The sequence below is a fragment of the Pseudocitrobacter sp. CD920760 genome (assembly GCF_057782505.1).
In genome coordinates this window covers 1,718,528-1,742,976 of record NZ_CM173490.1, presented here as the reverse complement: position 1 = coordinate 1,742,976, position 24,449 = coordinate 1,718,528, and the positions used below count along the sequence as shown (strand labels likewise).

The 24,449-nt window shown below is 49.6% G+C and carries 27 protein-coding genes; 11 read left to right on the top strand and 16 right to left on the bottom strand.

The annotated features are described in order from the left end of the window. Positions 1-37: 37 nt before the first annotated feature. Positions 38-664 (top strand): glutathione S-transferase family protein, encoded by a 627-nt coding sequence (locus AC1MKH_RS07935; RefSeq protein ID WP_276218108.1) that lies wholly within the window; start codon positions 38-40, stop codon positions 662-664. Between the two features lie 6 nt (positions 665-670). Here the strand turns inward: AC1MKH_RS07935 and AC1MKH_RS07930 are convergent, their stop codons facing one another. Continuing rightward, positions 671-1,681 carry a LacI family DNA-binding transcriptional regulator gene (locus AC1MKH_RS07930; protein WP_276218110.1) on the bottom strand — a complete coding sequence of 337 codons (1,011 nt, stop codon included), beginning with the start codon at positions 1,679-1,681 and terminating at the stop codon, positions 671-673. A gap of 142 nt (positions 1,682-1,823) precedes the next feature. Here AC1MKH_RS07930 and AC1MKH_RS07925 point away from each other — a divergent pair, with 142 nt between their 5' ends. Next, positions 1,824-2,912, top strand: a complete 1,089-nt coding sequence (locus AC1MKH_RS07925) for a glycoside hydrolase 5 family protein (RefSeq protein ID WP_276218112.1) — start codon at positions 1,824-1,826, stop codon at positions 2,910-2,912. Positions 2,913-2,937: 25 nt separating this feature from the next. Next, complete coding sequence (locus AC1MKH_RS07920; protein ID WP_276218114.1) at positions 2,938-4,227, top strand: ABC transporter substrate-binding protein; 1,290 nt, start codon at positions 2,938-2,940, stop codon at positions 4,225-4,227. On the opposite strand, the gene AC1MKH_RS07915 is transcribed toward AC1MKH_RS07920, so the two are convergent. The 3 genes from AC1MKH_RS07915 to AC1MKH_RS07905 form a co-directional block, all read right to left on the bottom strand. Continuing rightward, entirely contained in the window at positions 4,224-5,336 is a 1,113-nt protein-coding gene (locus AC1MKH_RS07915; protein ID WP_276218116.1) for a PQQ-dependent sugar dehydrogenase, read from the bottom strand. The two genes, AC1MKH_RS07920 and AC1MKH_RS07915, sit on opposite strands and share 4 nt — an antisense overlap. Positions 5,337-5,443: 107 nt before the next feature. Next, positions 5,444-5,827 carry a biofilm formation regulator BssR gene (locus AC1MKH_RS07910; RefSeq protein WP_188016803.1) on the bottom strand — a complete coding sequence of 128 codons (384 nt, stop codon included), beginning with the start codon at positions 5,825-5,827 and terminating at the stop codon, positions 5,444-5,446. Between the two features lie 468 nt (positions 5,828-6,295). Then, on the bottom strand, positions 6,296-6,505 hold the full coding sequence (locus tag AC1MKH_RS07905) for a hypothetical protein (RefSeq protein WP_276218118.1): 210 nt from the start codon (positions 6,503-6,505) through the stop codon (positions 6,296-6,298). Positions 6,506-6,694: 189 nt separating this feature from the next. Here AC1MKH_RS07905 and AC1MKH_RS07900 point away from each other — a divergent pair, with 189 nt between their 5' ends. Together AC1MKH_RS07900 and AC1MKH_RS07895 are read left to right on the top strand one after the other, a co-directional pair. Then, positions 6,695-6,940 (top strand): hypothetical protein, encoded by a 246-nt coding sequence (locus tag AC1MKH_RS07900; RefSeq protein WP_276218121.1) that lies wholly within the window; start codon positions 6,695-6,697, stop codon positions 6,938-6,940. A 12-nt stretch (positions 6,941-6,952) separates the two neighbouring features. Then, positions 6,953-7,585 carry a hypothetical protein gene (locus AC1MKH_RS07895; protein ID WP_276218122.1) on the top strand — a complete coding sequence of 211 codons (633 nt, stop codon included), beginning with the start codon at positions 6,953-6,955 and terminating at the stop codon, positions 7,583-7,585. Positions 7,586-7,833: 248 nt separating this feature from the next. On the opposite strand, the gene AC1MKH_RS07890 is transcribed toward AC1MKH_RS07895, so the two are convergent. From AC1MKH_RS07890 to AC1MKH_RS07855, 8 genes are all read right to left on the bottom strand, one after another. Beyond that, positions 7,834-8,970, bottom strand: coding sequence for a hypothetical protein (locus AC1MKH_RS07890; RefSeq protein WP_276218124.1), 1,137 nt, complete (start codon positions 8,968-8,970; stop codon positions 7,834-7,836). 90 nt (positions 8,971-9,060) lie between these two features. Further along, positions 9,061-9,684 carry a recombinase family protein gene (locus AC1MKH_RS07885; protein WP_276218126.1) on the bottom strand — a complete coding sequence of 208 codons (624 nt, stop codon included), beginning with the start codon at positions 9,682-9,684 and terminating at the stop codon, positions 9,061-9,063. Between the two features lie 609 nt (positions 9,685-10,293). Beyond that, positions 10,294-11,646 carry a primase-helicase family protein gene (locus tag AC1MKH_RS07880; RefSeq protein WP_276218128.1) on the bottom strand — a complete coding sequence of 451 codons (1,353 nt, stop codon included), beginning with the start codon at positions 11,644-11,646 and terminating at the stop codon, positions 10,294-10,296. Then, a complete protein-coding gene (locus AC1MKH_RS07875) occupies positions 11,619-11,822 on the bottom strand; it encodes a hypothetical protein (RefSeq protein WP_276218130.1) in 204 nt (67 codons plus the stop codon). The genes AC1MKH_RS07880 and AC1MKH_RS07875 overlap by 28 nt, the downstream gene beginning before the upstream one ends. After that, complete coding sequence (locus AC1MKH_RS07870) at positions 11,819-11,959, bottom strand: hypothetical protein (RefSeq protein WP_276218132.1); 141 nt, start codon at positions 11,957-11,959, stop codon at positions 11,819-11,821. The genes AC1MKH_RS07875 and AC1MKH_RS07870 overlap by 4 nt, the downstream gene beginning before the upstream one ends. Further along, entirely contained in the window at positions 11,956-12,447 is a 492-nt protein-coding gene (locus AC1MKH_RS07865) for a hypothetical protein (RefSeq protein WP_276218133.1), read from the bottom strand. The genes AC1MKH_RS07870 and AC1MKH_RS07865 overlap by 4 nt, the downstream gene beginning before the upstream one ends. Before the next feature lie 92 nt (positions 12,448-12,539). Next, a complete protein-coding gene (locus AC1MKH_RS07860) occupies positions 12,540-12,794 on the bottom strand; it encodes a helix-turn-helix domain-containing protein (protein ID WP_488452163.1) in 255 nt (84 codons plus the stop codon). A gap of 161 nt (positions 12,795-12,955) precedes the next feature. Beyond that, the gene (locus tag AC1MKH_RS07855) at positions 12,956-14,749 is read right to left on the bottom strand and encodes a recombinase family protein (RefSeq protein ID WP_276218134.1); all 1,794 of its coding nucleotides are present in this window, start codon (positions 14,747-14,749) and stop codon (positions 12,956-12,958) included. On the opposite strand from AC1MKH_RS07855, the gene rimO reads away from it, so the two are divergent. The 3 genes from rimO to AC1MKH_RS07840 are packed head-to-tail and all read left to right on the top strand — an operon-like array spanning position 14,741 to position 17,767. After that, on the top strand, positions 14,741-16,075 hold the full coding sequence (rimO, locus tag AC1MKH_RS07850) for a 30S ribosomal protein S12 methylthiotransferase RimO (RefSeq protein ID WP_276218136.1): 1,335 nt from the start codon (positions 14,741-14,743) through the stop codon (positions 16,073-16,075). The two genes, AC1MKH_RS07855 and rimO, sit on opposite strands and share 9 nt — an antisense overlap. A 46-nt stretch (positions 16,076-16,121) precedes the next feature. Further along, positions 16,122-16,796, top strand: coding sequence for a HEAT repeat domain-containing protein (locus AC1MKH_RS07845; RefSeq protein ID WP_276218137.1), 675 nt, complete (start codon positions 16,122-16,124; stop codon positions 16,794-16,796). 38 nt (positions 16,797-16,834) lie between these two features. Continuing rightward, the gene (locus AC1MKH_RS07840) at positions 16,835-17,767 is read left to right on the top strand and encodes a zeta toxin family protein (protein ID WP_276218140.1); all 933 of its coding nucleotides are present in this window, start codon (positions 16,835-16,837) and stop codon (positions 17,765-17,767) included. Between the two features lie 93 nt (positions 17,768-17,860). Here AC1MKH_RS07840 and AC1MKH_RS07835 read toward each other — a convergent pair whose 3' ends face one another. After that, positions 17,861-18,502 (bottom strand): HD domain-containing protein, encoded by a 642-nt coding sequence (locus tag AC1MKH_RS07835; protein WP_149461444.1) that lies wholly within the window; start codon positions 18,500-18,502, stop codon positions 17,861-17,863. Between the two features lie 111 nt (positions 18,503-18,613). Between AC1MKH_RS07835 and AC1MKH_RS07830 the strand changes: the two genes are divergently transcribed. The 3 genes from AC1MKH_RS07830 (at position 18,614) to AC1MKH_RS07820 (ending at position 20,824) form a co-directional block, all read left to right on the top strand. Then, entirely contained in the window at positions 18,614-19,597 is a 984-nt protein-coding gene (locus tag AC1MKH_RS07830; RefSeq protein ID WP_276218144.1) for a GlxA family transcriptional regulator, read from the top strand. Between the two features lie 159 nt (positions 19,598-19,756). After that, positions 19,757-20,239, top strand: a complete 483-nt coding sequence (locus tag AC1MKH_RS07825; RefSeq protein ID WP_276218146.1) for a cold-shock protein — start codon at positions 19,757-19,759, stop codon at positions 20,237-20,239. A gap of 45 nt (positions 20,240-20,284) precedes the next feature. Continuing rightward, the gene (locus AC1MKH_RS07820; protein ID WP_276218147.1) at positions 20,285-20,824 is read left to right on the top strand and encodes a DUF2058 domain-containing protein; all 540 of its coding nucleotides are present in this window, start codon (positions 20,285-20,287) and stop codon (positions 20,822-20,824) included. Between the two features lie 131 nt (positions 20,825-20,955). Here the strand turns inward: AC1MKH_RS07820 and AC1MKH_RS07815 are convergent, their stop codons facing one another. The 3 genes from AC1MKH_RS07815 to gsiC form a co-directional block, all read right to left on the bottom strand. Next, on the bottom strand, positions 20,956-22,191 hold the full coding sequence (locus tag AC1MKH_RS07815; protein ID WP_276218150.1) for a hypothetical protein: 1,236 nt from the start codon (positions 22,189-22,191) through the stop codon (positions 20,956-20,958). A gap of 417 nt (positions 22,192-22,608) precedes the next feature. Then, positions 22,609-23,520: a glutathione ABC transporter permease GsiD gene (gsiD, locus tag AC1MKH_RS07810; protein WP_276218151.1), complete on the bottom strand. Its 912-nt coding sequence runs from the start codon at positions 23,518-23,520 to the stop codon at positions 22,609-22,611. After that, positions 23,521-24,441: a glutathione ABC transporter permease GsiC gene (gene gsiC, locus AC1MKH_RS07805; RefSeq protein WP_276218153.1), complete on the bottom strand. Its 921-nt coding sequence runs from the start codon at positions 24,439-24,441 to the stop codon at positions 23,521-23,523. Between the last annotated feature and the right edge of the window lie 8 nt (positions 24,442-24,449).

Here is a 24,449-nt window from a genome sequence, read left to right as displayed (position 1 = left end):
ATGCTGATACGTACTGATACGAAACACTGGGGTGATTATGATTACGCTGTGGGGACGCAATAACTCAACGAACGTGAAAAAGGTCCGCTGGACGCTGGAGGAGCTGGAATTACCTTATCAGCAGATTATGGCGGGCATGGAGTTTGGTTTGAACCACGACGCCGAATTTCTGGCGCTCAATCCCAATGGCCTGGTGCCGCTGCTGAAAGATGACGAAGCCGATATTGTGTTGTGGGAGTCAAATACTATCGTGCGTTATCTGGTAGCCCAGTACGGCCAGGGACGCCTGTGGCAGGATTCACCGGCAACGCGCGCACAGGGTGAGAAGTGGATGGACTGGGCCAATGATACCCTTTCCCCCAGCCACCGCCTGATCCTGATGGGGCTGGTCAGAACGCCAGCGGAAAAACGCGACCACGCGGCGATTGAAAAAGCCATCGCCCAGTGTGAACCGCTGTTGGCGATGCTTGATGCTGAACTGGCGAAGCATCGTTGGTTATCAGGCCAGGAATTTGGCCCCGGCGATATTGCGGTCGCACCGTTCATCTACAACCTGCTGGAAACAGTGAAAGCCTGGCAGCCGCATCCGCATCTGGCGCGCTGGTATCAGCAGCTTGCGGATCGCCCGGCCTTCCAGAATGTGGTGATGATCCCCGTCACCTGATGCCATTCAGGTACGCTGGCTGCTGCCGCGTACCTGTAATTTCCCCACCAGTCGGACGTGCGTGGCAACATCATCACCGTCGCATAAGTAAGCCACCGCCATTCTGCCCAGTTCGCCGTAGGCTAACTGCACGCTGGTAAGCATTGGCGTCAGCTGATGCGCAATCCGCTGATCATCGTAGCCGCACACCAGAATGTCATCGGGCACCTTAATATTGAGCGTCGCCAGCGCCTGATAGCAGCCGAGCGTCATCCAGTCGCTGGCGCAAAATATCGCCTGCGGCGGCTGCGGTAATTTCATTAGCTCAAGCGTGGCGTTGAATGTTGCATTCAACGACCAGTCTGTCGGCTTAATTAACGCCTCATCAATGGCAATGCCTGCCTGCTCAAGCGTCTGACGATAGCCTTCCAGACGCAGGACGCTGGCGTCCATCCATTCATCCCCGGTAATGTGTGCGATACGCGTCACGCCCTGATCCAGCAGATGATTCACTATCTGGCAAGCATTCGCGCGATCGTCTGGCAGAAACGTCGGTAACAATGGCCGCGCAGGGTCGTACTGATTCAGGAGCACGACCGGGACATTGAGCAGCGGCTCAAACGGAGAAAAATCAAATGCCCGTGTCGTTGGGCTCGCCAGAATCACGCCCGCGCATTTACGTCCCGCCAGCTGTTGGATGATTTGCCGCGCCATTTCAAAATCATCGCCATAGTCATAAACAGTCAGCAACGTATCCCGCTGCCAGGCCGTACCGCTGGCCTCACTCAGTGCGTCAATAAAGGGATCGTAACCGTCCATTCCGCACAACAGTAATGCAATCTCTTCCTGCCCTTCCTGGCGGTGCGCCACGGCGATTTTCTTATAGCCCAGCTTTTGCGCCGCAATGAAAACACGCTCTCGCGTATCGTCGCTCAAACGCACCGCCCGACTATTGTTCAGCACCAGCGATACGGTGGCCTGTGACACCCCCGCTTCTCTGGCAATATCGCTCATGGTTATCTTATTTTTCTTTTGCATTTCGGCTCCTTATCGCTGCCGACTATAGCACAAAACATCTACGCCTTTTTTGTGAACAAAACGGCAAAACACCAGGAATTTCGTTGCGTGCGCCACGTGAGTAATAAATATTAGCTAATATTATTACCAATGGAGAATACTCATGCAATCTCAGTGGAGTAAGTCACAGGCGCAGGAGTGGTACAAACATCATGGATGGGCCTGTGGATTTAACTATTTACCGCGCACCGCGGTGAACTGGACTGACATGTGGCAAGCCGATACCTTCGACGCCCACACGATTGATCAAGAACTGGAATGGGCGCACAACTATGGCTATAACGCCCTGCGTACCAACCTACCGTTCATTGTCTGGGAAGACGATCGCGATGGCCTTCTGGCGCGTATCGACACTTTTCTGACGCTTGCCGCGAAACATGAAATCCAGGTGATGCTGACCCTGATGGATGACTGCGGTTTTTCCGGTGACGAGCCCTATCTCGGCCCGCAAAAAGCGCCGGTGCCCAACCTGCATAATAGCCAGGCGGCAGCCAGCCCAGGCCGCGCTATCGTCATGAGCCCAAGCCTGTGGCCGCGCGTCGAAGCCTACGTGCGCGACATCTTAACCCGCTTCAAAAATGACGACCGCGTGGCTATCTGGGATCTCTACAACGAACCCGGCAACCGTGGCGTGTTTATCGGCCCCGGCGAATCCGGCGAAGTGGACGACGCGCTGGAAGAGTTCGCGTTAACACTCATGGTCTCCGTATTCAGCTGGGCGCACGACGTTCGCCCGAGCCAGCCGCTGACCGTTGGTGCATGGCATGTCGATCACGATGAGTACGCCACCTTCGAGCATCCAATTGATGCCGCCGCGCTGGCGCTGTCCGATATCGTCAGCTACCACAACTACAATACCGCCGCCCGTCAGCTGGACATTCTGGCAAAACTGGCCCAGCGCAACCGCCCGGTACTGTGCACAGAGTGGCTTGCCCGCCACGTCGACTGCAACTTTAGCGAACAACTTCCGCTGTTCAGCGCCTTCGAAACGGGCTGCTACCACTGGGGGCTGGTCGCTGGAAAAACTCAAACCTGGATCCCGTGGCCTGGCGTGCAAAAAACGCATCCAGACCCGCAGTCACTGTGGTTCCACGATGTGCTTCACGCCGACGGCAAACCGTGGTGCGAACAGGAAATGACGCTGGTGAAAGCGTTATCCGCCTACCATCAACAGCGCAGAGATCGCCGCTGATCCTTTAACATGGAGGGGTTATTGAATGAAAAAATCAGTACTGCTGATGCTGGCCTGTTGCAGTTTCAGCGCGATGCCGATTATTGCGCACAGCGCCGAACAGGTTGAGCTGCGTTTTGCCTGGTGGGGCGGTAAAGCCCGTAACCAGGCCACCATGAAAGCGCTGGAAGCCTTCCAGGCCAAATATCCGAACATCAAGGTGAAAGCGGAATACACCGGCTGGGACGGTTTTTATCCTCGCCTGACCACCCAGATGAACAGCAACACCGAAGCCGACGTGATGCAGACCAACTGGAACTGGCTGACGCTGCTGTCGAAGAAAGGCGATGGTTTTTACGATCTCAATAAACTAAGTAAACCTTTGGGCCTCGATCAATACCCGCCTGAAGCGCTGGCGACCACCACCGTGAATGGCAAAATCAACGCCATTCCTATTTCCTCTAACGTTATGCTGTTCTTCTACAACGCCGCTACCTGGAAAAAAGCGGGCGTTGCGTTTCCAAAAACCTGGGATGAACTGCTGGCGACCGGCCCAGTATTTAAAGAAAAACTGGGCGATAACTATTATCCGCTGATTCTCTCCGAGCAGGATGCTTTGCTGATGCTGCGTTCTTATATGTACCAGAAGAACCAGAAAGAGATGATCGACGAGAAAACGAAGAAAATCGCCTGGTCACATGAAGAACTGGTTGAGGCGTTAACCTTCTATCGCAAACTGGCGGATAACCACGTTATTCCCGACACCAAGGCGATGGCCTCGTTTGGTAAAGGCGTGAATTACGAAATGAAGCCGTGGATCAACGGCGAATGGGGCGGCGTTTATAACTGGAACGTGCTCTACACCGCTGAATCGCAGAACCTGAAAAACCCGTCAGACCTGGTGATGGGCCCATATCCGATGCATAAAGACGCAAAAGATGCCGGGCAGTTTAGTAAAACCGCACTGATGTACTCCATCAGCCGCAACACCAAACATCCGCAGGAAGCTGCACAATTACTGCATTTCCTGATGAGTGAATCCGAGGGTGTTCTTCCGGTCGGACTTGAACGCGGTGCGCCGCTGAGCCATGACGGAGAAAAAATCCTCCGCGAGGCTGGCATTCTGAAAGATGAAGATCCGGTAATCGCCGGGCTGATTCAGTCGAAGTCAATGCCAAACAAATCGATGGCCATGCCGTACCTGGAAGATCCGCAATTTGGCGCACTGTTCACCGCCGCCAGAGAAAGCATCGACCACGGTAAAGCCTCCATCGACGAAGCCGCAACTACCTTCGAGGAGCAGGCGAACCGTATTTTACGTCGCATTATGCGTTAATTTTTAGGGCTGACCTTCAGCAACTCGCCGTCGGACTCATCGGTTAAGACATACAGATAACCGTCGGGTCCGACGCGCACATCGCGGATGCGCTGTTTGCGATCGCCGAGGATCCTCGCCTCTTCCGTCACCTTATCACCGTCTACCTGCATCACAATCACCGATTCATCCTTCAGCGCGCCGATAAACAGTTTGTGCTGCCACTGTGGGAACGTCTTCGCATCGTAAAACGCCATACCGCTCAATGCCGGTGATTTTTTCCACACGTAAAGCGGTGGCTCAGTGCCAGGCGCTGTTTCCCCTTTCGCTTCGGGGATTGGCAGCCCACTGTAGTTAATCCCGTGCGTCGCCAGCGGCCAGCCGTAGTTTTTCCCCGCTTGCGGAATGTTGATTTCATCGCCGCCGCGCGGGCCATGCTCGTTCAGCCACAATGTCTCGCTCCACGGATTCATCGCCATCCCCTGCGGGTTACGAATACCGTAAGACCAGATTTCCGGGCGCACGCCCGATTTATTCAGCCACGGGTTATCGTCCGGCACCTTGCCTTCTTCAGTCAGGCGTACAACTTTTCCCTGAAGTTTGTCGAGATCCTGCGCGGTACTGCGTTGATTGTTTTCACCGAGGCCAATATAGAGATGCCCTTTGCCATCAAACACCAGCCTGCCGCCAAAGTGATTACCGGTAGAGAGCTTCGGCATCTGCCGGAACACCACGCTGAAATCACTCAGCGTTTGGTTATCCGCACTTAATTTTCCGTAACCGACCGCCGTTCCGGCTTTGCCATCGTCGCCCGCTTCCGCAAAGCTCAGCCACACGCGGCGCGACTGGGCAAAATCCGGTGCCAGGGCGACATCCAGCAAACCACCCTGCCCGTTTGCCCAGACCTTCGGCACGCCCGAAATGGGCGCTGAGAGCCCTTTACCCTGCTGCCAGTGACGCAGTTCGCCACCGCGAAGCGTAATCAGGATGCCGTGATCATCCGGCAGAAAAGCCAGTGACCAGGGGTGCTCGAGCTTATCCTGCAACACCTGAACATTGACCTCCGCCGATTGAGCGGAAGCGACATACAGCAGAGAACTTAAGGTCAAAGTAAGAAAAGTACGACGCATAGCCTATCCCGGTAGCCGCCATTGATTGGCTTAAGGTTAGACAACGTCATTGATAACGCGGGGGATTTTACAAAACCTTTAACAGGGGGAGTTAACTCCCCCTGAGGTCAGGCGTGCAGAGGGTCGATGTGGGCATTCATACTATAAATGCTTTCACTCAACGTCGTCAGACAGCGTTCGAGCGATTCCACGTTAACGGCGATGGAGGTCGGGCAGTCATGGTGCCCGGTCATCAAACACACAGCCGCAGAAGCGATTGCTTCGCCTGCCTGCCGCAAAGCGTCCCTTTCTTTCGGCGTTGCGGACTGTATCAGCTGTGGTGCTTTGCTACGCAATTCACCACATAAATCAAACAAGTTAGTACGCAGATGCTCGTTATCGCTGATCGACATATATCCCTTCGCTTTTCTGAGTTGCAGGTAAGCGTCGAGATCGATGCGCGCATTGATGATTTTATTCATCATGTTGCGTTTCAGCGTCATTCCACTCATGTGATTTCCTCCCTCCTCATCCATTTGGCACATTTATTATAAGGTCATTTTTCGTACAGAATGATGCGTGAGGTCAATAATTCAACAACTGAAACGAGCCAGAAACAATTTTTCTACACTGACACTAATCCCCGTCTCCCGGCCTGAAAAATGGTGATTAACGTATCTGGCTGTCGTGGCGCGCCGTATGTATAATCTCCCGATTCCGAGCAATGAATAGTATATAAAATGAGCAAAATTGGTTTTGTATCGTTGGGCTGCCCAAAAGTCAAAAATAATACATTCTTTATTTAACTACGCTGTTCCCTTCAGAAAGCAAAAAACCCGGCCGAAGCAGGGTTTCTTTAAGTTGTGAAACTGACCGATAAGGCGGCTTCGTTCAACCATACGTCAGGCGTCTACAGCGCTGGGGTTGTTGTGTGTCGCTGACTGTATCCCATTTTGTAGCGCAACAAAAGCCCTGAGACCTTACTCACTATCAGCCGTGTCGAAACTTTTGCTGTATGGGCAATGTTTCGATTTCGTGACGTAGGTAAAGGTGTAGATGCTGTTGGAGTAGATGCACAAAGTGCGACCATTCTCCGTGGTTGACTGTTCCGGGTTGCTCATTGTTATTTGTCCCGCGCTGGCGCTAAGCGGCAACAACAAACCGCAAAATATCAATACAGTACATTTCATCCATAACCTCTCAATGTCGTTGCTCACCAATCATGACTACTTAGTAGCCTTCTCTCGTTCAGATGATTATAGTAACTAAGTTGATCAATTTTACCGATCGATTTTATAATTTCGATCGATTAAAGTGATTAACGTACATCCATGTATTTGCCGATGGTGTACTAACTCTTTCTAACTAAGGAGGCTGTTTTGAAAAAGATTTTTGCGGTATTTCTGGGGCTTGGTATCTGCAATGGTGTACTGGCGGATGATGGCTCACCTGAACTGAAATCAGAAAGTCAGACTGTTGTTCGTGGTGCAGGTTATCAATGTGACAAAGTGAATGGTGTCTTCCCTGCGGCTTTTGGTGGCTCAGTCACTGTGTTCTGCGATGACGCATATCAGTACATAATTAAGGACAAAGGCGGGAGATATACCGTCGAAGTTAATGATTAAGGAATAGACATAATGGCGATGAAGTCTTGCAGGGAGTGTGGTCAGAAAGTTTCCTCTGAAGCAAAAGTATGTCCCGGTTGCGGGGTAAAAAAACCATACCAGTCTCCGGTTCGTGGGTTAATTTTCATCGGCATTGTTGTAATCGCCGTCTTCAAGGGGTGCAGTAGTGAAGGAGGTAGTTCAGGTAATTCATATCATTCTAATGACGTCGCCAACAGCAGTGCGCCCACAAGTCAGCCCTTCGTTTCACCGGATGTTGTGAGCGTAAAAAAAGCATCACCAGCAAATATGTCCCCGGCTAGCACAGTACCGTTTACAACGGCTCAAGTATGCAAAGCAACGATTGCGGGAATGTTTGGACACGCCGTTGGTAGTATTAAAGCGGCTAAAGCAGGGACCAAAGGGGTCTTTACTATTTCGTATCGTCGTCCGTCGGATGGTAAGAATTTCTTATTCGACTGCAAACTCTCTGATGACAATGTGATCTGGAGAGAATCAGGCAAAAGTAGCGATCGCTGGAATGGCACAGGAAATGTTGAATTTAACGTGGTGTTCACAGTCAAAGATACGACGCTGGTTATTACCGAGTTGCATGCAGACACTGATGATGTAACGTACAAATTTTCAAAGAAAGATTTTCGGTAACTTATTCATTGGGGGGGCTTTCCGGCTACCCCAACGCCCCCCCGCCAGGAAGATTTCAGAAGCCCCCACCTTGTACACAGTCAGCGGCGAAAATATCACCGCCACACTTGCAGCACGGTCTAACGAAGCGTCTCTGCTCGCCATAGTCGCTCGACATCTGTGGCGAATATCAGTGACGGGGGTTAGTGGTTAAGGCGAGTAACGTTTATAGCAAATCCGTGACCTGGCATACCTCTCTGCTGACTCAGTCATTTCCTGCTTTCTGCGTATGTCATCATACGGAGCTTAAGTAACGTTATCCCATAACCGTCAGTGATTCGGAAAATGTATTTTTCATCACAGTATTTGTTTAATTGCTTGAAATAAAAATCAGTAAGTGGGTCAGAACGCTTTGAATGTAAGAGTGAGAATAGTTTCGGTAGTTCATACCTTAGAGCACGACCTGGCAGGGAAGAAACAATCACTCCGTTGCCGCACTCGAGATCGACGAGTTTCATGTTCTGGAGATTTCGTCGTATTTCAGCAATCAGTGGTAGTAGCTTCTCCTTGAACGCCAATTCTTCAGATTTGAGATGTTCTTCTGTGAGAGCCACTGAAAAAATGGTGATTAACTCACTGATAGTATAATGATAATACTCGTTATTGAACCGCTCCTTGGACGCCTCTGATAAGAGATCCAACTCTTGCTGAATGCTGTGTGATTCTGGTATTTGTATCTTGGCTAGCTCAGTACAGCGCTTATCATAAAGAAAATCCAGACCATGTTTTATGTTCACAAGATGCTCAAAGCGCTCTTTGGCGTAGGCGAGGAGTTCAGCAATATTTATACCGAAACTCACATCTTCCTTGCCCACAATGTTGCTCGAAAGACTAACGGTAAAGTCAAAGCCTTCGAAAGAATTCTCATGAGGCCAACTCGCGAACAGCTTTTCCTCATTGCCGTTACGAAGTTTTGTTGGATGAGCTCCGAACACTGACCTGATTTCTCCAAAGTAAAGGTCATCATCCTTACCTGATAGATAAGCCACTTTCTTTTTGAAAACAGTATTCTTTCCTTTAAAGGGCCATCCTTCAAGTTTCTCGCTTATCACAATCCGGTGAAGTTGCTCAACGGATTCAGTAATGATGTCGATTGAAGATATGAGGGAGTAAACTTGCATCGCTCTGATGTCGATATCTTCTGATAACTCAGGGTAATTTTTTATGTATCGGATAGCTACGGTTATCCAGTCCATGCAACTGCATAATGCGCCCCATCTGTTTTTACCATTCTGATCTGAGAAGTGTGTATAAACGTAATCAAGGTTGTGGTTTACCGCCTCCCTAAGCTCATCGATGAGATACTCATTTATCTCTACGCCATAGTCCTCAAGCATCGTGTGCATAACCTTCAACCTTAGTAAACTTGTTTAAGACATAAAGTAAATCATTCGACAACTTGGATAAATAGTCATGAGGACGAAATTTCAGATTTATCAATTTGATAGTAATGCTTTGACCTTGGCAACCATTCCAACGGAACAATCACACAGTTTCGCTATCTCCGCGTATGTGTTACCGCCTTTGATGAGGTACGACTCAATCTTGCGTCGCAGATCTGTATCCGCAGGTCTGCCTTTGTATTTGTTTTCAGCCTTAGCCTTAGCGATACCCTGTGCCTGACGCTGGCGACGCTTGGTGTAATCCTCGTGTGCGTAATGGGCTGCAATGTCCATCATGAGGCCGTTGATAAGTTGCACTATACGATCATCGACTGCTGGTTGTAATGCCCCGTGGGAAGTTGGCAGGTCAACCACAATGACACGTAAACCACGTTCAGCAATGCGAGCTTTCAGAGCCTCATATTGTGCAGCAGGTAGACGGGTTAAACGGTCGATAGACTCCACCAGCAACAGATCACCTTGTTTGGCGGCCTCTAAAAGTCTGGAGAGTTCAGGGCGGTCCAGCTTTGCACCTGAAAAGTTTTCCACGTAGTGCATGATGTTCGTTAGCTGGTGGTTTGCCGCGAACTGGTTAACCGTATCAAGGGCGCGTGTTGCGTCCTGATCATCAGTTGATGCTCTGAGGTAAGCGTGGGTCGTGATTTGGTGTGTAGCCATTGTCTTTTTCACATTGGGTTTTCATTTGAATATCTTACGTGAATTATCTATATAGAGTCAATTTATACCACTCATTGTGAATAAATTTGTTCACGAATGTACTTTTCATTTCAGGTATACCCTTTGTGAAAATAGAGATATGGCCTTATCCCCGAGGTGGGGCGATGGTTCAGAGGAGAATTTTCCTTGCTTTCAGCAGGATTTAATCTGAGAAACTCCAGCCGGGGCGATAGCGATCAAAGCGCCATGTGCTGCTGGCTGAGATGGGCCAACATTGAGAATGTCAGCATGAAATTTTATGTGCGAATGCGGCTGGTGGTGAGAGGTGAACATGTTAAGCAAACTTGCCACCAGCAGAGTAAAGCGGTGTGCTGCTTCAGGATTTGCACACACGGCTACGCCTTGCCTCCGTGACTTACTGACGTGCGTCACAGTAACTAACGTTGTATATAAAAGAGCTTTGGGATTATTGGGCTTGTAGGGATTTATTATGTATAAGGTTGTTTTAAATAGCAATTAAACCATATTGCCGTGGGATTACTTTTGGCGTTTACAGGTTAGGGTGGGATTATTTAGTTCAGGAAAAAGAAAAGGGGCTGTTAGCCCCGATTAAACAGACACTATTGGTTTGATACCACCATCGATTTTTCTTTCCTCTATCCATTGTGCCGCCTGTTTTGGTTTCCAGTCCCGAGGAAACCAGTAGCGGGAACGGTCTACGTTTTGCCCATTGGTATAGATTCTCGCCTGACGGTAGCCCAATTCTTCCAGCTTGCGCTTAACCTTATCAGGGCTTTCATTGAATACGTTTTTCAGCATATCCATTTTGAAAACCTTGTTGGATTCCAGCCAGTCGGTCAACTCAATATCCAGCATCGATCGTGATTGCTCTATCATGCTTGTTAACGTCGCTGTATGTTCGCAGCGGTTCGGATTAAAGCCAGCCAGATCATATTGCTGAAACCAGAAGTAAAGCGCATCAAGATTCCCTTGCTCCTGCAACCATTTATCCAGGCGGTCAATAAATTGCGTGGTATCTTCGCGATCCTGTTGGTGCTCAAGGTAGCTGACTGCATACCAACGCCGTTCGTTAGCATCAAGTTTTAGGGGGCGTTTTTCGTTGCTGGCAAGAATAAAGCGGGTGCAAGTATCAACCATCCGTGCCTGAGCGTATTTTTCTTCAACCTGTTGCCGCCGTTCGGTTAGCAGCGACTTAAGCTGTGTTTGCAAGGTCTTTGACATTGATTGGCAGTCATCAAGGAAGACCAGCATGGAGGACGAAAGCACGGAGCTAAACTTCCCGGTCAGCTTTTCATAGGAATTAAGCAGTGATGCCTGCTTGTTCAGCAATGGGTATAAAATCTGATTAAACAGGAAACCTTTCCCGGTTCCGGTATCGCTTGTCAGCATCAGATGCCAGCTTGGTTTTTCTTCTGGTCGCTGGAACATATGCGCCAGCCACTGGCAAACGGTACGGCGCTCCTGAGCTACAGGGAAGAGGCGCTCCAGAAACCCAAGCCACAGTGAAAGATCCGCATCTGGCATGGCTTCAGTTTTTGGTTCGTATGGCTGCCATGTATTGAGCACTGGCACACCATCAGCTTCATGGATCAGTGGAACCTCTTTACCCGGGGCGAAGGTCTTGCCGGAAACAAACTTTAGACGCTGGACCAGGGCTTCATGAACCATCGCCAGATTAGGCTTCGTGTTTGCTCCAGACTGCTTTTTGTACCATTGAATAAATAAATTGTACTCCGCGTGGAAGGAGTATGTTTTATCCGTCTCTATACTGTAAAGCTCAGGACCTTGCGGGCGGTTGAGGTAAACATAACCATGTTCTTTCATGTAATTAGAAAAATCCAGGGCATGTAATTTCTTTGTTTCTTCTAACTCACTATCGTAAACATCTACATCGTTTGCGGCGCGTTCTTCTGTCAGGTGTTCTGTGTTCTGGTTCTGCATGTATCCTCCACTGAGGTGTTAAAAATAGCATTAATAAGGTCGGTATAGTGTTCTGGTGAACTGGAGATTTCATTGAGCAGGCGGCGAACAAATACAGGGATTGGCATATCTCCACGCGCGGAGGTTAGCCAATCTGCAACAGTTCCCGGTACGGTGATATCGTAGATTTTCATCATTGTTTTCCTTTTTCAGCGGGGATTGATTTGTAACGTTCCGGGTCCTCTTCCTTGAGTTTACGGGCGGCTGCTATCGCAAGGGCAAGGGCATCCGGATCGATGGTTCTCTCGGGGCATTCGCGGCTCTGTGCGGTCATACAACCCCCTGTTTCAGCAAGTTGCGAAGTTGACTACGCATCGCGGATTGATTGGCTATTGCCTGTTCTTCTGCCTGCCGTCTGGCATCTTCAGCCGCTTCAGCAATCAATGTGTCGATCGCCAATTCCATAGCGTCGATCAGCTCGTTGTGGTACGCCTCTGAGGTTTTAACACGTAGTGCTTCAAGTTCCTGCTCAATCAATGAGGCTGGTTTTTGCAGAGTAACGGAAATCATCGATGAGTTGGTAATAACTGAAGCAGGCCCAGCAAGATGAAACCTCCAGCCTTCAAGGATTAGGCTTTGGAATTTATCCACCAGCCGCGCTGGGATATCAGTAAAGTTCTGATATCGGTTATAGCGGGCTTCAGCGTTTTCAATACGGCGATGCTGTGTTTCGGGGTCGGGTTGGTATCTGGCTGCAATCTCGTCAATAAAGGATTGTAGTTCTGGTGATATTGCATTCCGAGAGTTCTTTTTCGTTGCCATATGTGGCCTCCGTATCGGTGAAAGTTGGGTATAAGTAATCGCTGACGCTGATTTGCTTCAGTAGTACCGTTTTGCGGTGGTTTCTTGGTGTATCAGTAAGTGGCGTTGAAAGACTGGTTGCAGGTCGGACAATAGTTAGCGCGTCCAGCGGTCAAAAGATACCACCGGCAGACACTTGAACGGTCAACGATAAAATCTACCAACCCGAAATCCGCGAATGCGGATAAATTTCTGTGCGTTGTCGATAGGGGCAAATTAACCTGCTGTGACAGGTCTAATGCAGTAACTGGGATCTGGGTTTGCGTCAGGTGGTGAATAAGGTTGATCCGGGAAGTTGTCGGGGTCAACCCGGACCTTTTGAGGATACTGACCAGCGTTTTACGTTCTTCTGAGGAAGGCGGTGAAAAAGCTGGTAGCGTTAAGGCAAAGCACAAAATGACCTCTCAATAAGTTATTCATTACATAAAGTATTTTATCATAAATACTCGTAAATGAGAATGATTATTAATTATCTTTTTGGCCAAAAATCCTTTCCGTCGATCTCAGGATAATGTGAAAGAAAACTTTTGTTCACAACCTCATACCAAAGCTTCAGAAAGTGCTTGTTGTACTCATAATCTGACTTTTTCCATTCAAATTTTTCATCTTCGGTAGCATCAGGCAGGATGTCATGAATCCGGCGAGGGAGGAATACTTCATAGTCCGGAGATTTACTGCCTGTAAAAACAAAAGGCTCACCGGTAATGAGTTGAAATTCTATACGTATACATCGGTTTTTCTTTGTGACGATTACTGACTTGATGACCTTGCGTACATTTTCCCTTAACTGCGCTCGTCTTGAATTATGAACATCAGAGATAATCAGCCAATGACATTGCTCAGCAACAAAGTCTGCAATGTTATCCGAGAAGTCTTTTGTTGTCGCGTACAGCGCTTTTAACTGGCTAAGCTGTTGCAACTTCCCACTAATATCCTGCCCTACCTTTTCCAAGGCCTTATACTTAGCATCAAACTTTGGAGTTCTGCCGTACTCAGCAATCGCATCAATCACGTGATCTTGTTGATTCTGAATTTTATTGAGCTTTTCTTTAAGTTCGTCGGACTCTTCATCCAACGAGGTTAGATCACTATGCGTTTTGTATGCCCCCATCAAGAAACCAGTGATCAGAACAGGCATCAAGCAACGTTCAACAATGGAGGCTTTCACACTCCAGGCATTGCAACTTCCACCTGCACGCCCATACTCACAGATGTAGCGCAATTGCCCCCGCTGTAGAAAAGCTGTCATGGTCCCATTACAGTGACCACATCGAAGAATCTGCATTCCTCCCAGAAGGCTGATCGCCGTCGAAACTTTGCCACTATATCTGTTGTTGTTCGCTTTGATGTCCTGAAGCTGTGCAAACTCACCTGGAGTACAAAGAGGCGGATAGTAATTCTCAAGGCGATATTCCTTACCCGAAAGGCTAAAAATCCTTGTACCAATCAACGCCTGATTACTCCTCATTTTATTTAGAGCCTGTAATGACCATCCTCCCTCTTTACGTGTCTTGTTTTTAAACGCAGGAGGCGGTGAGTAATTTTCGTTCAGATAGTTAGTTACATAAAACGCACCATGCCCTTCAAGGAACAGCCTTACCGCATCTTGGACGGGCTGCCAGTAATCAGGATGTTTTTTAACCTTCTCGTTATCTGGGCCACTGTCATCTATCCAAAATGGATGCCTACCAACAGCTTTAATGTTTACAGGGAGTCCCTGTTTTTCACGCGCCAACAGTGCTAGTACATGCGAGTTAACCCGGTCAGATTTCGTCTTGCTTTCTTCATGGGCACGCATGAACATTAGAATGGAAAGCATAAGATCCGTCGGGTTCTTATTCACACTTTCGCGCGTGAAAACACGCTGGTCCATGCCCGTAACTATCGTTAACCCCATGTTTATCAACCGCAGGAAAAGTGCATTCGCATCGGTAACTTCTTCACGGGTTATACGATCAAAATTTTCCACATACAGCCAGCTATCTTTAGGTATTAGACCTTTCTCAACGCTAGCGATAAATTCACCTAACTGGCCTTGAGTCGAGTTTTTACCTTTGAAAGCAGACACACCAGCATCTTTGATCTCGACATACTCAAGATCGTTATCATGAGCATAATGCTTCGCCCTAGCCGTTTGCCTTTCGAAAGAGGTTCCCGTTGATTGTTTCTCGCTTGACCAACGCACATAGCTGTATAATTTCTGCTTAGATGACATTAAAATCCCGCGCCATTGATCCAATGTGAGTAAATCTACATGTCCCATACTAAAACACCTACTAGTCAACCGAAAGTAGGATTTATATCTTTAGGCTGCCCGAAAAACCTGGTGGACTCCGAACGTATTTTAACGGAGCTGCGTACTGAAGGTTACGACGTGGTCCCGAGCTACGATGATGCCGATATGGTTATCGTCAACACCTGCGGTTTTATCGACAGCGCCGTCCAGGAATCCCTGGAAGCGATTGGCGAAGCCTTAAAAGAAAACGGCAAGGTGATCGTCACCGGCTGCCTGGGTGCCAAAGAAGATCAAATTCGCGAAGTGCATCCTAAAGTACTGGAAATTACCGGCCCGCATAGCTACGAGCAGGTGCTGGAACACGTCCATCACTATGCGCCGAAGCCGCAGCACAACCCGTTTACCAGCCTGGTGCCGGAACAGGGTGTAAAGCTGACGCCGCGTCATTACGCCTATTTAAAAATTTCCGAAGGCTGCAACCACCGCTGCACCTTCTGCATCATTCCGTCCATGCGTGGCGACCTCGACAGCCGCCCGATTGGCGATGTGCTCTCTGAAGCGAAACGTCTGGCCGACGCAGGCGTGAAAGAGCTGCTGGTTATCTCTCAGGATACCTCCGCTTACGGCGTCGATGTGAAACACCGCACCGGTTTCCATAACGGTTCCCCGGTCAAAACCAGCATGGTCAGCCTGTGTGAAGAGCTGGCAAAACTGGGTGTCTGGGTGCGTCTGCACTACGTCTATCCGTATCCGCATGTCGATGACGTTATTCCGCTGATGGCGGAAGGCAAAATTCTGCCGTATCTCGACATCCCGATGCAGCATGCCAGCCCGCGTATTCTGAAACTGATGAAACGCCCTGGCTCCGTTGACCGCCAGCTGGCACGCATCAAACAGTGGCGTGAAATCTGCCCGGATCTGACCCTGCGCTCGACCTTTATTGTCGGCTTCCCGGGCGAAACGGAAGAAGACTTCCAGATGCTGCTCGATTTCCTGAAAGAAGCGCGTCTCGATCGAGTCGGTTGTTTCCAGTACAGCCCGGTTGAGGGCGCCAGCGCCAACGATCTGCCGGATCAGGTACCGGACGACGTGAAAAAAGATCGCTGGAACCGCTTCATGCAGCTGCAACAGCAGATCTCCGCCGAGCGTTTACAGGAGAAAGTGGGCCGTGAAGTGATGGTCATCATCGACGAAGTGGATGAAGAAGGCGCGATTGGCCGCAGCATGGCCGACGCCCCGGAAATCGACGGCGCGGTGTATCTGAATGGCGAAACCAACGTCAAGCCGGGCGACATTATCCGTGTGAAAGTGGATAACGCCGACGAGTATGACCTGTGGGGTAGCCGGGTTTAAGACCTCGCACCGCACCCTGTGCGGCGTGTACTCAGGATGAGTCACTATGGGAACGGAATATCAGCGCCGCCAGGACGCCAAAGAGCTTAAGACCTGGCTTTATTGCCAGCAGCTCAGTGAAGATGAGCTCTACCCTCTGTTAGAAAATAAAGACCATTCGCTGCGCTATGCTGCCGCGAGACGTCTACAACTCATGGGTTCCGACCCGATTCTGGCCCAGGCGAAACAGCGCTGCCATGATAAAAACTACCGTACTCGCGAAGTTGCCTGTTTTATTCTTGGGCAAATAAAAACCGCGAAAAGTAACGTCCCCGATATTATGGCCTTCCTTGATTCCTGCGCGGTCAATGATATCACCGCCATCGTGCGCGCCAGCGCCATTATTGCAATGGGGCAATTATTTTCAAATCATTCTGCGGATAAAGCGCTTTGGGCGACGCTTAAGCATCGCTGTACTCAGGCCATCGATTCTCCTTTTGTCACCGTTCGTCATGCCATCGCGTGCGCACTTATTTACCATGCTGATGACAGCATTATACCCCTTCTTATCAGATTACTCCGTGATAACCATGGCGAAGTCCGCAGCTGGGCGGGCTGTGCGATTAATGGCAACGGTTACGATTTACCGGAACTGCATGAAATATTCCGGGAAATGCTCACAGACGAGCACGGTGGCGCAAGATATGAGGCTGAGATGTGGTTTGAGGAGCATAACAAGTAGTATTTTTTCAGGAAAGATGTTCTTTACAGGAGTCGTAAATGGCAACGTTAATGGAAAAAGATGCGCTTTTAAATGGCACGAGTCAGTGTATTGCATTTTTATCGGAAGCTTGTGGAAACATAGATAATTCTGAAGCATTGAATTTAAGTCAGGATATTAACCAATGTATTACTTATCGGGATTATCTTTATTCAACTGATGCCGACGAGGTTAATTTTAACGAAGGGGTTGTGCGGTTTAAATATTTAAGAGAAAAATATTATAGTACAAACACAACTCATCATAATATCGATATAAATGATGACCCTTTTGAGTCGGTATGGCGTCGCCTGACGAAGAGAGTACTCACATCACAGGCGCAACCGGTCGGTTTTGTTTTAGGTGGGCAACCAGGTGCCGGAAAGTCGTTACTCATTAAGCATGCACTGGTGAGGACTGACTTTAATGCGTTGGTTATTAATGGTGATGATTTTCGCTTCCACCATCCTGATTTCCAGGCAATTTATGCTACCTATGGCGATGACTTTGTCAGCCACACGGCGCAGTTTTCCGGTGAAATGGTTGAGCGTGTGCTCAAAAAAGCCATTGAAAACAAATATAATATCGTCATTGAAGGCACCTTCCGTAATGCCGATACCCCCATGCAAACATTAAAACGCCTGAAAGAGGCGGGCTACCGGGCAGAGGTGATGATAAAAACTACCTCAGCCACCAAAAGCTGGCGCCAAACCAATGAGAGATACGATAACGATAAATTAGCAGGTAACATCGCCCGAAAAGTCGATAAAAACCACCATGATTTGGTCATCGCTGTGCTTGCAGAAAATGCGAAGAAAGTATTCGACTCAGGCCTCGCGGATGCGTTTACTGCCTGGTCTTGCGAGGGCAATATTTTTGACTCACAAGCAGCGTCAGCAACCGATATTGAAGAAAAAATCCGCGATGAAATTTGCAAAACTGTAACAGCTTAATTTCCAAAGTAGAGGATATCAGCGATCAATTTAACTGATATCCTCAATGAGGATAAATCTCAAACATAGAATAAAAAATTATTCATTCACTTATTACGCCTTCCAGAGCGAGTTTCGAATCACGCTACAAAAATTCCCACGAATAAACTGGGGATCTTTATCGCAAATCACATCAGCTTTAACATTACCAAAGGTGGTTTGAGGCCTGTCTTTAATTCCCTGATAAAACGCATCAATAATGTTTTCTTTAAAATTCCCAACTCGCGGATGCTGATGTACCACCGCTTCACGGCTCTCATCACTCACCTTTTCATACTCAATACCCAGAACATCCATTTCAACGCCAGCCGTTAATAATGCGATCTCCGGTGCCATAAATTCAGGAATACCGGGCGTGGTATGAAGCGCGATTGCCGTCCAGACTTTGTCGACATCATGGGCATCAACGCCGTGACCTTCAAGGAAAGCGCGCGCGGCATTCGCACCATCCACCTCAAAGCGTTTATCACAGCTACAGTGTTCGTGTGTCAGGCCAACGTCGTGGAACATGCAACCAACATAGAGCAGCTCGGGGTCTACGTTTAACCCACGTCGTTGGCCCGCCAGAGCTCCCCAGTAATAGACTCGGCTGGAGTGATGAAACAGCAGGTCGTTTTCCGTATCACGAACGAATTCAGTCGCTTCGCGAGCCAGTTTGCTGTCAGGGATTCGAATACCTTGTACATTAAAAGTCATATTTACCTCCAGTGGGTTGATGTGAGGAAGTTTACAAGGCATTCTGTTTGTCTCAAATAATCCAGTTACGACGATTTAAGACATTACGCTGAATCAGGACACCCACCTTTCATGAAACGCATTATCGCCATTCTTGCCGTTCCCGGCGTGCAACTTCTGGACGTTTCCGGGCCATTAGATGTCTTCGCCGAAGCCAATCGCCTTCTTCATCGGCAGGTCTATGAACCGGTCATCGTTGCTGTTAATACATTGACGATCAATGCCTCATCAGGTGTCACGTTGTTGGCAAACGCTCTTCTTGAACAAACCGAAACGCTCAGCCCGAATACCTTCTTAATAGCAGGCGCGCCGCAGGTCTGGCAGCAGGCGTTAACGGAACAACAAAAGAGTCATATTCACGCGCTTTGTGAAAAAAGCGATCGCTATGGTTCTATCTGTACTGGCGCATTTTTACTGGCGCAAACCGGGTTACTGACCCAACGTAAAGTCACCACACACTGGGCAATTGCCGCCCGTTTTGCCAACGCATTTCCACAAACGGAGGTGGATATTGATGCACTGTATGTCTGTGACGGCCCGGTAAGAACGGCAGCGGGGGTCACATCAGGCATGGATTTAGCGTTACGCCTGATAGAAGAGGATCTGGGAAGCGAGGTGGCTCAGGAGGTGGCATGCAATCTGGTGATGTTTTTCCGCCGACCGGTTAACCAGGGGCATTTTATCCGCCATAGCGAGATTTCACCTTCAGCCCGGAGCGCCTTTCAGGATTTACAGCGCTGGACGCTCGCGAATCTCGACACCGTATTAAGCCTGAAAGAGATGTCTGATCATATTGGCCTAAGCATTCGCCATCTTGGGCGGCTATTTCAGCAGGAAATGCAGATGGCGGCTGGCGAATGGTTGGAAGCCTGCCGCATAGATAAAGCAAAAATGCTGTTGGAAAAAGATGCGTTGCCTCTAAAGGCGATCGCGAGCCAGTGCGGTTATTCCAGCGGTGATGTGCTACGCAGGGCGTTCGTAAAACGCGTCGGGATCACCCCTTCCGTTTATCGTCGTCTGAATGTAGCCAGGCCCTGGGCGAAAGAACGCGCATAACCCTGGTCAGGGCGGAATTGCGCACGTTACGCTTTCGCCCCCCTGCCCTCGCAAACCCACACTTTCTCACCCAAACTTAAGTCAAAGGCATGGTCTGCGCAGGCATTGTGCATTAAACTGCGCGCTGCAAAAACTGAGTAGATAAACAATCAGGCGGTAATGGCGATGAACGGAACAATCACAACGTGGTTTAAAGATAAAGGTTTTGGATTTATCAAAGACGAGAACGGCGACAATCGCTATTTTCATGTGATTAAGGTCGCCAATCCTGATCTTATCAAGAAAGATGCAGCCGTAACCTTTGAGCCCACCACCAACAACAAAGGGCTCTCGGCGTATGCGGTAAAAGTGCTGCCGGAAAGCAAATATATCTACATTGCGGGCGAGCGCCTGAAGCTTACCTCGATTAAGTCTTACGTGGTGTTCAGCGAAGATGTGCCTGCCGATACGCGTATCGACAAAGAGAACGCGGTGCTTTCTGTAGGCGTGCTAATGAACAGTATTCGGCCCAAAAATGAACCTAAACCGGGCGAAACACGCACGCTGAAAAAACTGGCTATCACCACCTTCCAGGGGACGACGCATATCTTCTCGGAAGACGAAATTGATATCGATGCCACGGTGAAAATGCTTAAGGTTTAAGCCTGACATTTTCCCCCTGACACTCTTAACGGACTGACAAGCAAGATGACAAAACTTACCTTACAAGAGCAAATGCTCAAAGCGGGCTTAGTGACCAGCAAAAAAGTGGCCAAAGTCCAGAGAACGGCAAAGAAATCACGCGTGCAGGCACGTGAGGCGCGCGAAGCGGTCGAAGAAAATAAAAAAGCGCAGCTTGAGCGCGATAAGCAACTGAGCGAGCAGCAAAAACAGGCCGTTTTATCAAAAGAGCTGAAGGCGCAGGTTAAACAGCTGATTGAGATGAACCGCATCACCATCAGCAAAGGCAATATCGATTTTAACTTTACCGACAATAACCTCATCAAGAAAGTAGTGGTCGATAAAGTGACGCAGACCCAGCTGATTAATGGCCGTCTCGCTATCGCCCGTTTACTGGTCGACGCAAATGGCGAGCCGCAATATGCCATTATTCCAGCCGTTGTCGCGGATAAAATTGCCCAGCGTGATGCCGACAGCATTGTATTAAACAGCGCGTTGAGTCAGGAAGAGCAGGATGAAGACGATCCGTACGCTGATTTTAAAGTGCCGGATGATTTGATGTGGTGATGGTGCAGTGAAAGAAAGCCCTTTCGGGCTTTCCTGCCGGATGCGGCGTAAACGCCTTATCCGGCCTACAAAATTTTGCTAAACCTTGTAGGCCTGATAAGCGAAGCGCCATCAGGCACTCTGGCACCGAATCAGAAGGAACGGTGGAAGTTAACCAGCGGTAACACCGGCACCGTAGCGTTCATCGCAACGTTGATCACACCAATCTGCAAGCCTTCCAGGTGTTTAGTGGCGTTAATCAGGCCAAACTGGAAGTTGGTGGTATCGGCATAGTTAAAGGCACCAAAGTCGCTGGAGCTGCTGCCAGACGTCACGTTGATCGCCCCGATGTTTGAACCGGTAACATTTTCAGACGTTACGTTCACCGCCCCCATGTTCAGACCGTCAACATTCCCGCCGTTGAAGTTCACCGCGCCCAGGTTCATACCGGTGACATTATTCGCCACGTTGAAAGCGCCCAGGTTGAAACCGGTCATATCGTTAGTGCGGTTAAACGCCGCCATATTAAAACCGGTGGTGTTTTCAGACCAGTTGAAGGCGGAAATATTCGCACCGACCATCTCTTTTGATTTGTTAAATGGCGCGACGTTCAGGCCAGTCATATTTTCAGAGACGTTAACGACAGCCACGTTCATGCCTTTAATATCGCCTTCACTCCAGTTCGCAATACCACCAACGTTCAGACCCTCAACGTTCCGGCTATGGTTAGCAAGAGTAACGTTGGCGCCGGTAATATCTTTCTCAACCCAGCTGAACGGGCTGACGTTGAAGCCTTTCATATCGCCGCCAATATAGTTGCCAATGCCCGCCACGTTCATGCCGCGCATAGTGCCTTCGGTATAGTTACCCAGGCCCGCAACATTCAAACCGTACATCCGGCCTTTATTATAGTTGCCCAATGCGGCCACGTTCATACCGTTAATATCACCGCTACCGTTCAGGTTACCGACGGCGTTCGCCGCACCGATATTCAGGCCGTTAAGTTCGTCAGCGGCACTGTAGATACCGACGCTGGCACCGTTCATTACGCCAACCTGGTTTGCCAGGCTGATGTTCAGACCGTTGTCTTCACCACCGTGCCAGTTGAATAAGCCAATCGCCGCCCCGTTGACACCGTTACGCACGTGGGAACCGGCTGCCGCACCAAGCTGGAAACCATTAACCTGGTCCATTTCCGTATAGCCGAGAATCGGCAGATCAAAACCGTTTACCGTGCCAGTATCGCTATAAAACAAAGAGCTCTGGAAACCATTGACTTCAGTGTCGGTAGAGAGGTTTTTTACCGAAGCTAATTGTACCGGCGTGGCAAAGCTCGCCGTAGAAAACATTGCGCATGAAATGAATAGAGCGAGTGTTGAACGTTTCATTTTGTACTTCCTTTTTTCAACGTAAAAGCCGCTTAGCGACATCATAATTCAGATAATACTTAGTCTTGATATAATGGTGGCTTAGCGAGACGAGGAAATATTTGCGAAACGTGCTTAAAAATAGACAAATAATGCTCTATATCTTGTAACAATATAATATTAAAATATACAACTACGGATCTGTAAACGCTTATTTATTCAACTTATCTTCGCAAAAGATGCGACTTATAAAACTATCATCAAAAACATTAGTTTAAATCAAATCTGAAATATGCATATAAATAACTCACTACGCGTAAATATACGCACTCAAATAATAACCATATAAGCTTTATCCCACCCTGAAACTATCCCTCTAAAAAAGAGTTCCGTTCTGTTTGCATGTTTTATTTAACGCTAAAACACGCAAACAGATATCTAGCCTTTAATTTTCGGATCAAGCGCATCGCGCAGCCCGTCACCCAGCAGGTTAAACGCCAGCACCGTCAGGAATATCGCAATCGCCGGAAAGAGCGCGACATGCGGCGACATCACCATATCCGCGCGCGCTTCGTTGAGCATAGCGCCCCACTCCGGCGTCGGAGGTTGTGCGCCCAGGCCGAGGAAAGAGAGGCTCGCCGCCGAGATAATCGACACCCCGATTCGCATGGTGAAATAGACCACAATCGACGACACCGTACCCGGCAAAATATGATGGAAAATAATCGTGAGATCGTTCGCGCCAATGCTACGCGCCGATTCAATAAAGGTTTGCTGCTTAAGCACCAGCGTATTACCGCGCACCAGGCGCGCGAAGGCGGGCACAGAGAAAATCGCCACCGCGATAATCACGTTGGTCATGCCGCTCCCCATCACCGCCACCACGGCAATCGCCAGCAGGATCCCCGGAAAAGCGAACAGCACATCGCAAATGCGCATGATGATGCGATCCCACCAGCCTTCGTAATACCCCGCCAGCAGCCCAAGCACCGTGCCGATAGCCGCCCCGATCAGCACGGCAAAGACCCCCGCCGCCAGCGAGATTTGCGCCCCCACCAGCACACGGCTAAAAATGTCGCGGCCCAGCGAATCGACGCCAAACCAATGTATTAATGACGGCCCCTCATTAAGCCGGTCATAGTCGAAATAGTTTTCCGCATCGAAAGGCGCAATCCACGGCGCGACCAGCGCCACCGCAATCAGCAGCAGAATGAATATCCCCGCCGCCATCGCCACCGGCTGATGACGGAATCGACGCCAGAACTCACGCCACGGCGTGCGCGGTTGCGTACTGTGAATCGTCGGCAGCGCATCGAGAGCGGCCTGGCGTCGCCAGTTAAGTAGTCGCACTTATTTATACCTGATAGCCGGGTTAATGGCGGCGTAGAGCACATCCACCACTAAGTTGATAAGAATAAACTCCAGCGAAAAGAGCAGCACTTCCGCCTGAATCACCGGATAGTCGCGCATCTCGACCGAATCGACCAGTAACCGGCCCAGCCCCGGCCAGTTGAACACTTTCTCCACCACAATCGAGCCGCCCAGCAGGAAGCCAAACTGTAAGCCCATCATGGTGACGACCGGGATCATCGCGTTGCGCAGGCCGTGCTTGAGCACAACCAGCCGCTCGCTGACGCCTTTCGCCCGTGCGGTGCGCATATAGTCTTCGTTGAGCACATCAACAAACGACGCGCGGGTGAAGCGCGCCATGACGGCGGCCACCGCCGCACCCAGCGTCAGCGACGGCAAAATATAGTGCTTCCAGCTATCCGCGCCCACCGTCGGCAGCCAGCCGAGTTCGACGGAAAAAACCTGCATCAGCAGCATGCCCAGCGCAAAGGCCGGGAAGGAAATCCCGGTAACGGCAATCGCCATGCCGAGACGGTCCGGCCAGCGGTTACGCCAGACGGCGGCGACAATCCCCATCGCCATACCGAAAATCACCGCCCAGACCATGCTGGCAAGCGTCAGCCACAGCGTGGGCATAAAACGGCTGGCAATCTCTTCCGAAACCGGGCGACGCGAAACCATCGACAGGCCGAAATCCCCCTGAATCGCGTTGGTAATATAGTGCCAGAACTGCACGTATAGCGGCTGATCCAGCCCCAGTTGCTGACGCACCAGCGCGATAACGTCGGCATCAGCTTCCGGCCCGGCAATCAGGCGCGCCGGGTCGCCCGGCAGCATATGAACAAACAGAAACACCAGCACCGCCACAATCAGTAGCGTCGGGATAAGCCCCAGCAGGCGTTTAATGACATAGTTGAGCATGACTCTCC

What these genes read in the sequence shown, in the direction of transcription:
- AC1MKH_RS07935 (WP_276218108.1), top strand. Translation starts at nt 38, where the DNA reads ATGATTACGCTGTGGGGACGCAATAACTCAACGAACGTGAAAAAGGTC.
- AC1MKH_RS07930 (WP_276218110.1), bottom strand. Translation starts at nt 1,681, where the DNA reads ATGCAAAAGAAAAATAAGATAACCATGAGCGATATTGCCAGAGAAGCG.
- AC1MKH_RS07925 (WP_276218112.1), top strand. Translation starts at nt 1,824, where the DNA reads ATGCAATCTCAGTGGAGTAAGTCACAGGCGCAGGAGTGGTACAAACAT.
- AC1MKH_RS07920 (WP_276218114.1), top strand. Translation starts at nt 2,938, where the DNA reads ATGAAAAAATCAGTACTGCTGATGCTGGCCTGTTGCAGTTTCAGCGCG.
- AC1MKH_RS07915 (WP_276218116.1), bottom strand. Translation starts at nt 5,336, where the DNA reads ATGCGTCGTACTTTTCTTACTTTGACCTTAAGTTCTCTGCTGTATGTC.
- AC1MKH_RS07910 (WP_188016803.1), bottom strand. Translation starts at nt 5,827, where the DNA reads ATGAGTGGAATGACGCTGAAACGCAACATGATGAATAAAATCATCAAT.
- AC1MKH_RS07905 (WP_276218118.1), bottom strand. Translation starts at nt 6,505, where the DNA reads ATGAAATGTACTGTATTGATATTTTGCGGTTTGTTGTTGCCGCTTAGC.
- AC1MKH_RS07895 (WP_276218122.1), top strand. Translation starts at nt 6,953, where the DNA reads ATGGCGATGAAGTCTTGCAGGGAGTGTGGTCAGAAAGTTTCCTCTGAA.
- AC1MKH_RS07890 (WP_276218124.1), bottom strand. Translation starts at nt 8,970, where the DNA reads ATGCACACGATGCTTGAGGACTATGGCGTAGAGATAAATGAGTATCTC.
- AC1MKH_RS07885 (WP_276218126.1), bottom strand. Translation starts at nt 9,684, where the DNA reads ATGGCTACACACCAAATCACGACCCACGCTTACCTCAGAGCATCAACT.
- AC1MKH_RS07880 (WP_276218128.1), bottom strand. Translation starts at nt 11,646, where the DNA reads ATGCAGAACCAGAACACAGAACACCTGACAGAAGAACGCGCCGCAAAC.
- AC1MKH_RS07875 (WP_276218130.1), bottom strand. Translation starts at nt 11,822, where the DNA reads ATGATGAAAATCTACGATATCACCGTACCGGGAACTGTTGCAGATTGG.
- AC1MKH_RS07870 (WP_276218132.1), bottom strand. Translation starts at nt 11,959, where the DNA reads ATGACCGCACAGAGCCGCGAATGCCCCGAGAGAACCATCGATCCGGAT.
- AC1MKH_RS07865 (WP_276218133.1), bottom strand. Translation starts at nt 12,447, where the DNA reads ATGGCAACGAAAAAGAACTCTCGGAATGCAATATCACCAGAACTACAA.
- rimO (WP_276218136.1), top strand. Translation starts at nt 14,741, where the DNA reads ATGTCCCATACTAAAACACCTACTAGTCAACCGAAAGTAGGATTTATA.
- AC1MKH_RS07855 (WP_276218134.1), bottom strand. Translation starts at nt 14,749, where the DNA reads ATGGGACATGTAGATTTACTCACATTGGATCAATGGCGCGGGATTTTA.
- AC1MKH_RS07845 (WP_276218137.1), top strand. Translation starts at nt 16,122, where the DNA reads ATGGGAACGGAATATCAGCGCCGCCAGGACGCCAAAGAGCTTAAGACC.
- AC1MKH_RS07840 (WP_276218140.1), top strand. Translation starts at nt 16,835, where the DNA reads ATGGCAACGTTAATGGAAAAAGATGCGCTTTTAAATGGCACGAGTCAG.
- AC1MKH_RS07835 (WP_149461444.1), bottom strand. Translation starts at nt 18,502, where the DNA reads ATGACTTTTAATGTACAAGGTATTCGAATCCCTGACAGCAAACTGGCT.
- AC1MKH_RS07830 (WP_276218144.1), top strand. Translation starts at nt 18,614, where the DNA reads ATGAAACGCATTATCGCCATTCTTGCCGTTCCCGGCGTGCAACTTCTG.
- AC1MKH_RS07825 (WP_276218146.1), top strand. Translation starts at nt 19,757, where the DNA reads ATGGCGATGAACGGAACAATCACAACGTGGTTTAAAGATAAAGGTTTT.
- AC1MKH_RS07820 (WP_276218147.1), top strand. Translation starts at nt 20,285, where the DNA reads ATGACAAAACTTACCTTACAAGAGCAAATGCTCAAAGCGGGCTTAGTG.
- AC1MKH_RS07815 (WP_276218150.1), bottom strand. Translation starts at nt 22,191, where the DNA reads ATGAAACGTTCAACACTCGCTCTATTCATTTCATGCGCAATGTTTTCT.
- gsiC (WP_276218153.1), bottom strand. Translation starts at nt 24,441, where the DNA reads ATGCTCAACTATGTCATTAAACGCCTGCTGGGGCTTATCCCGACGCTA.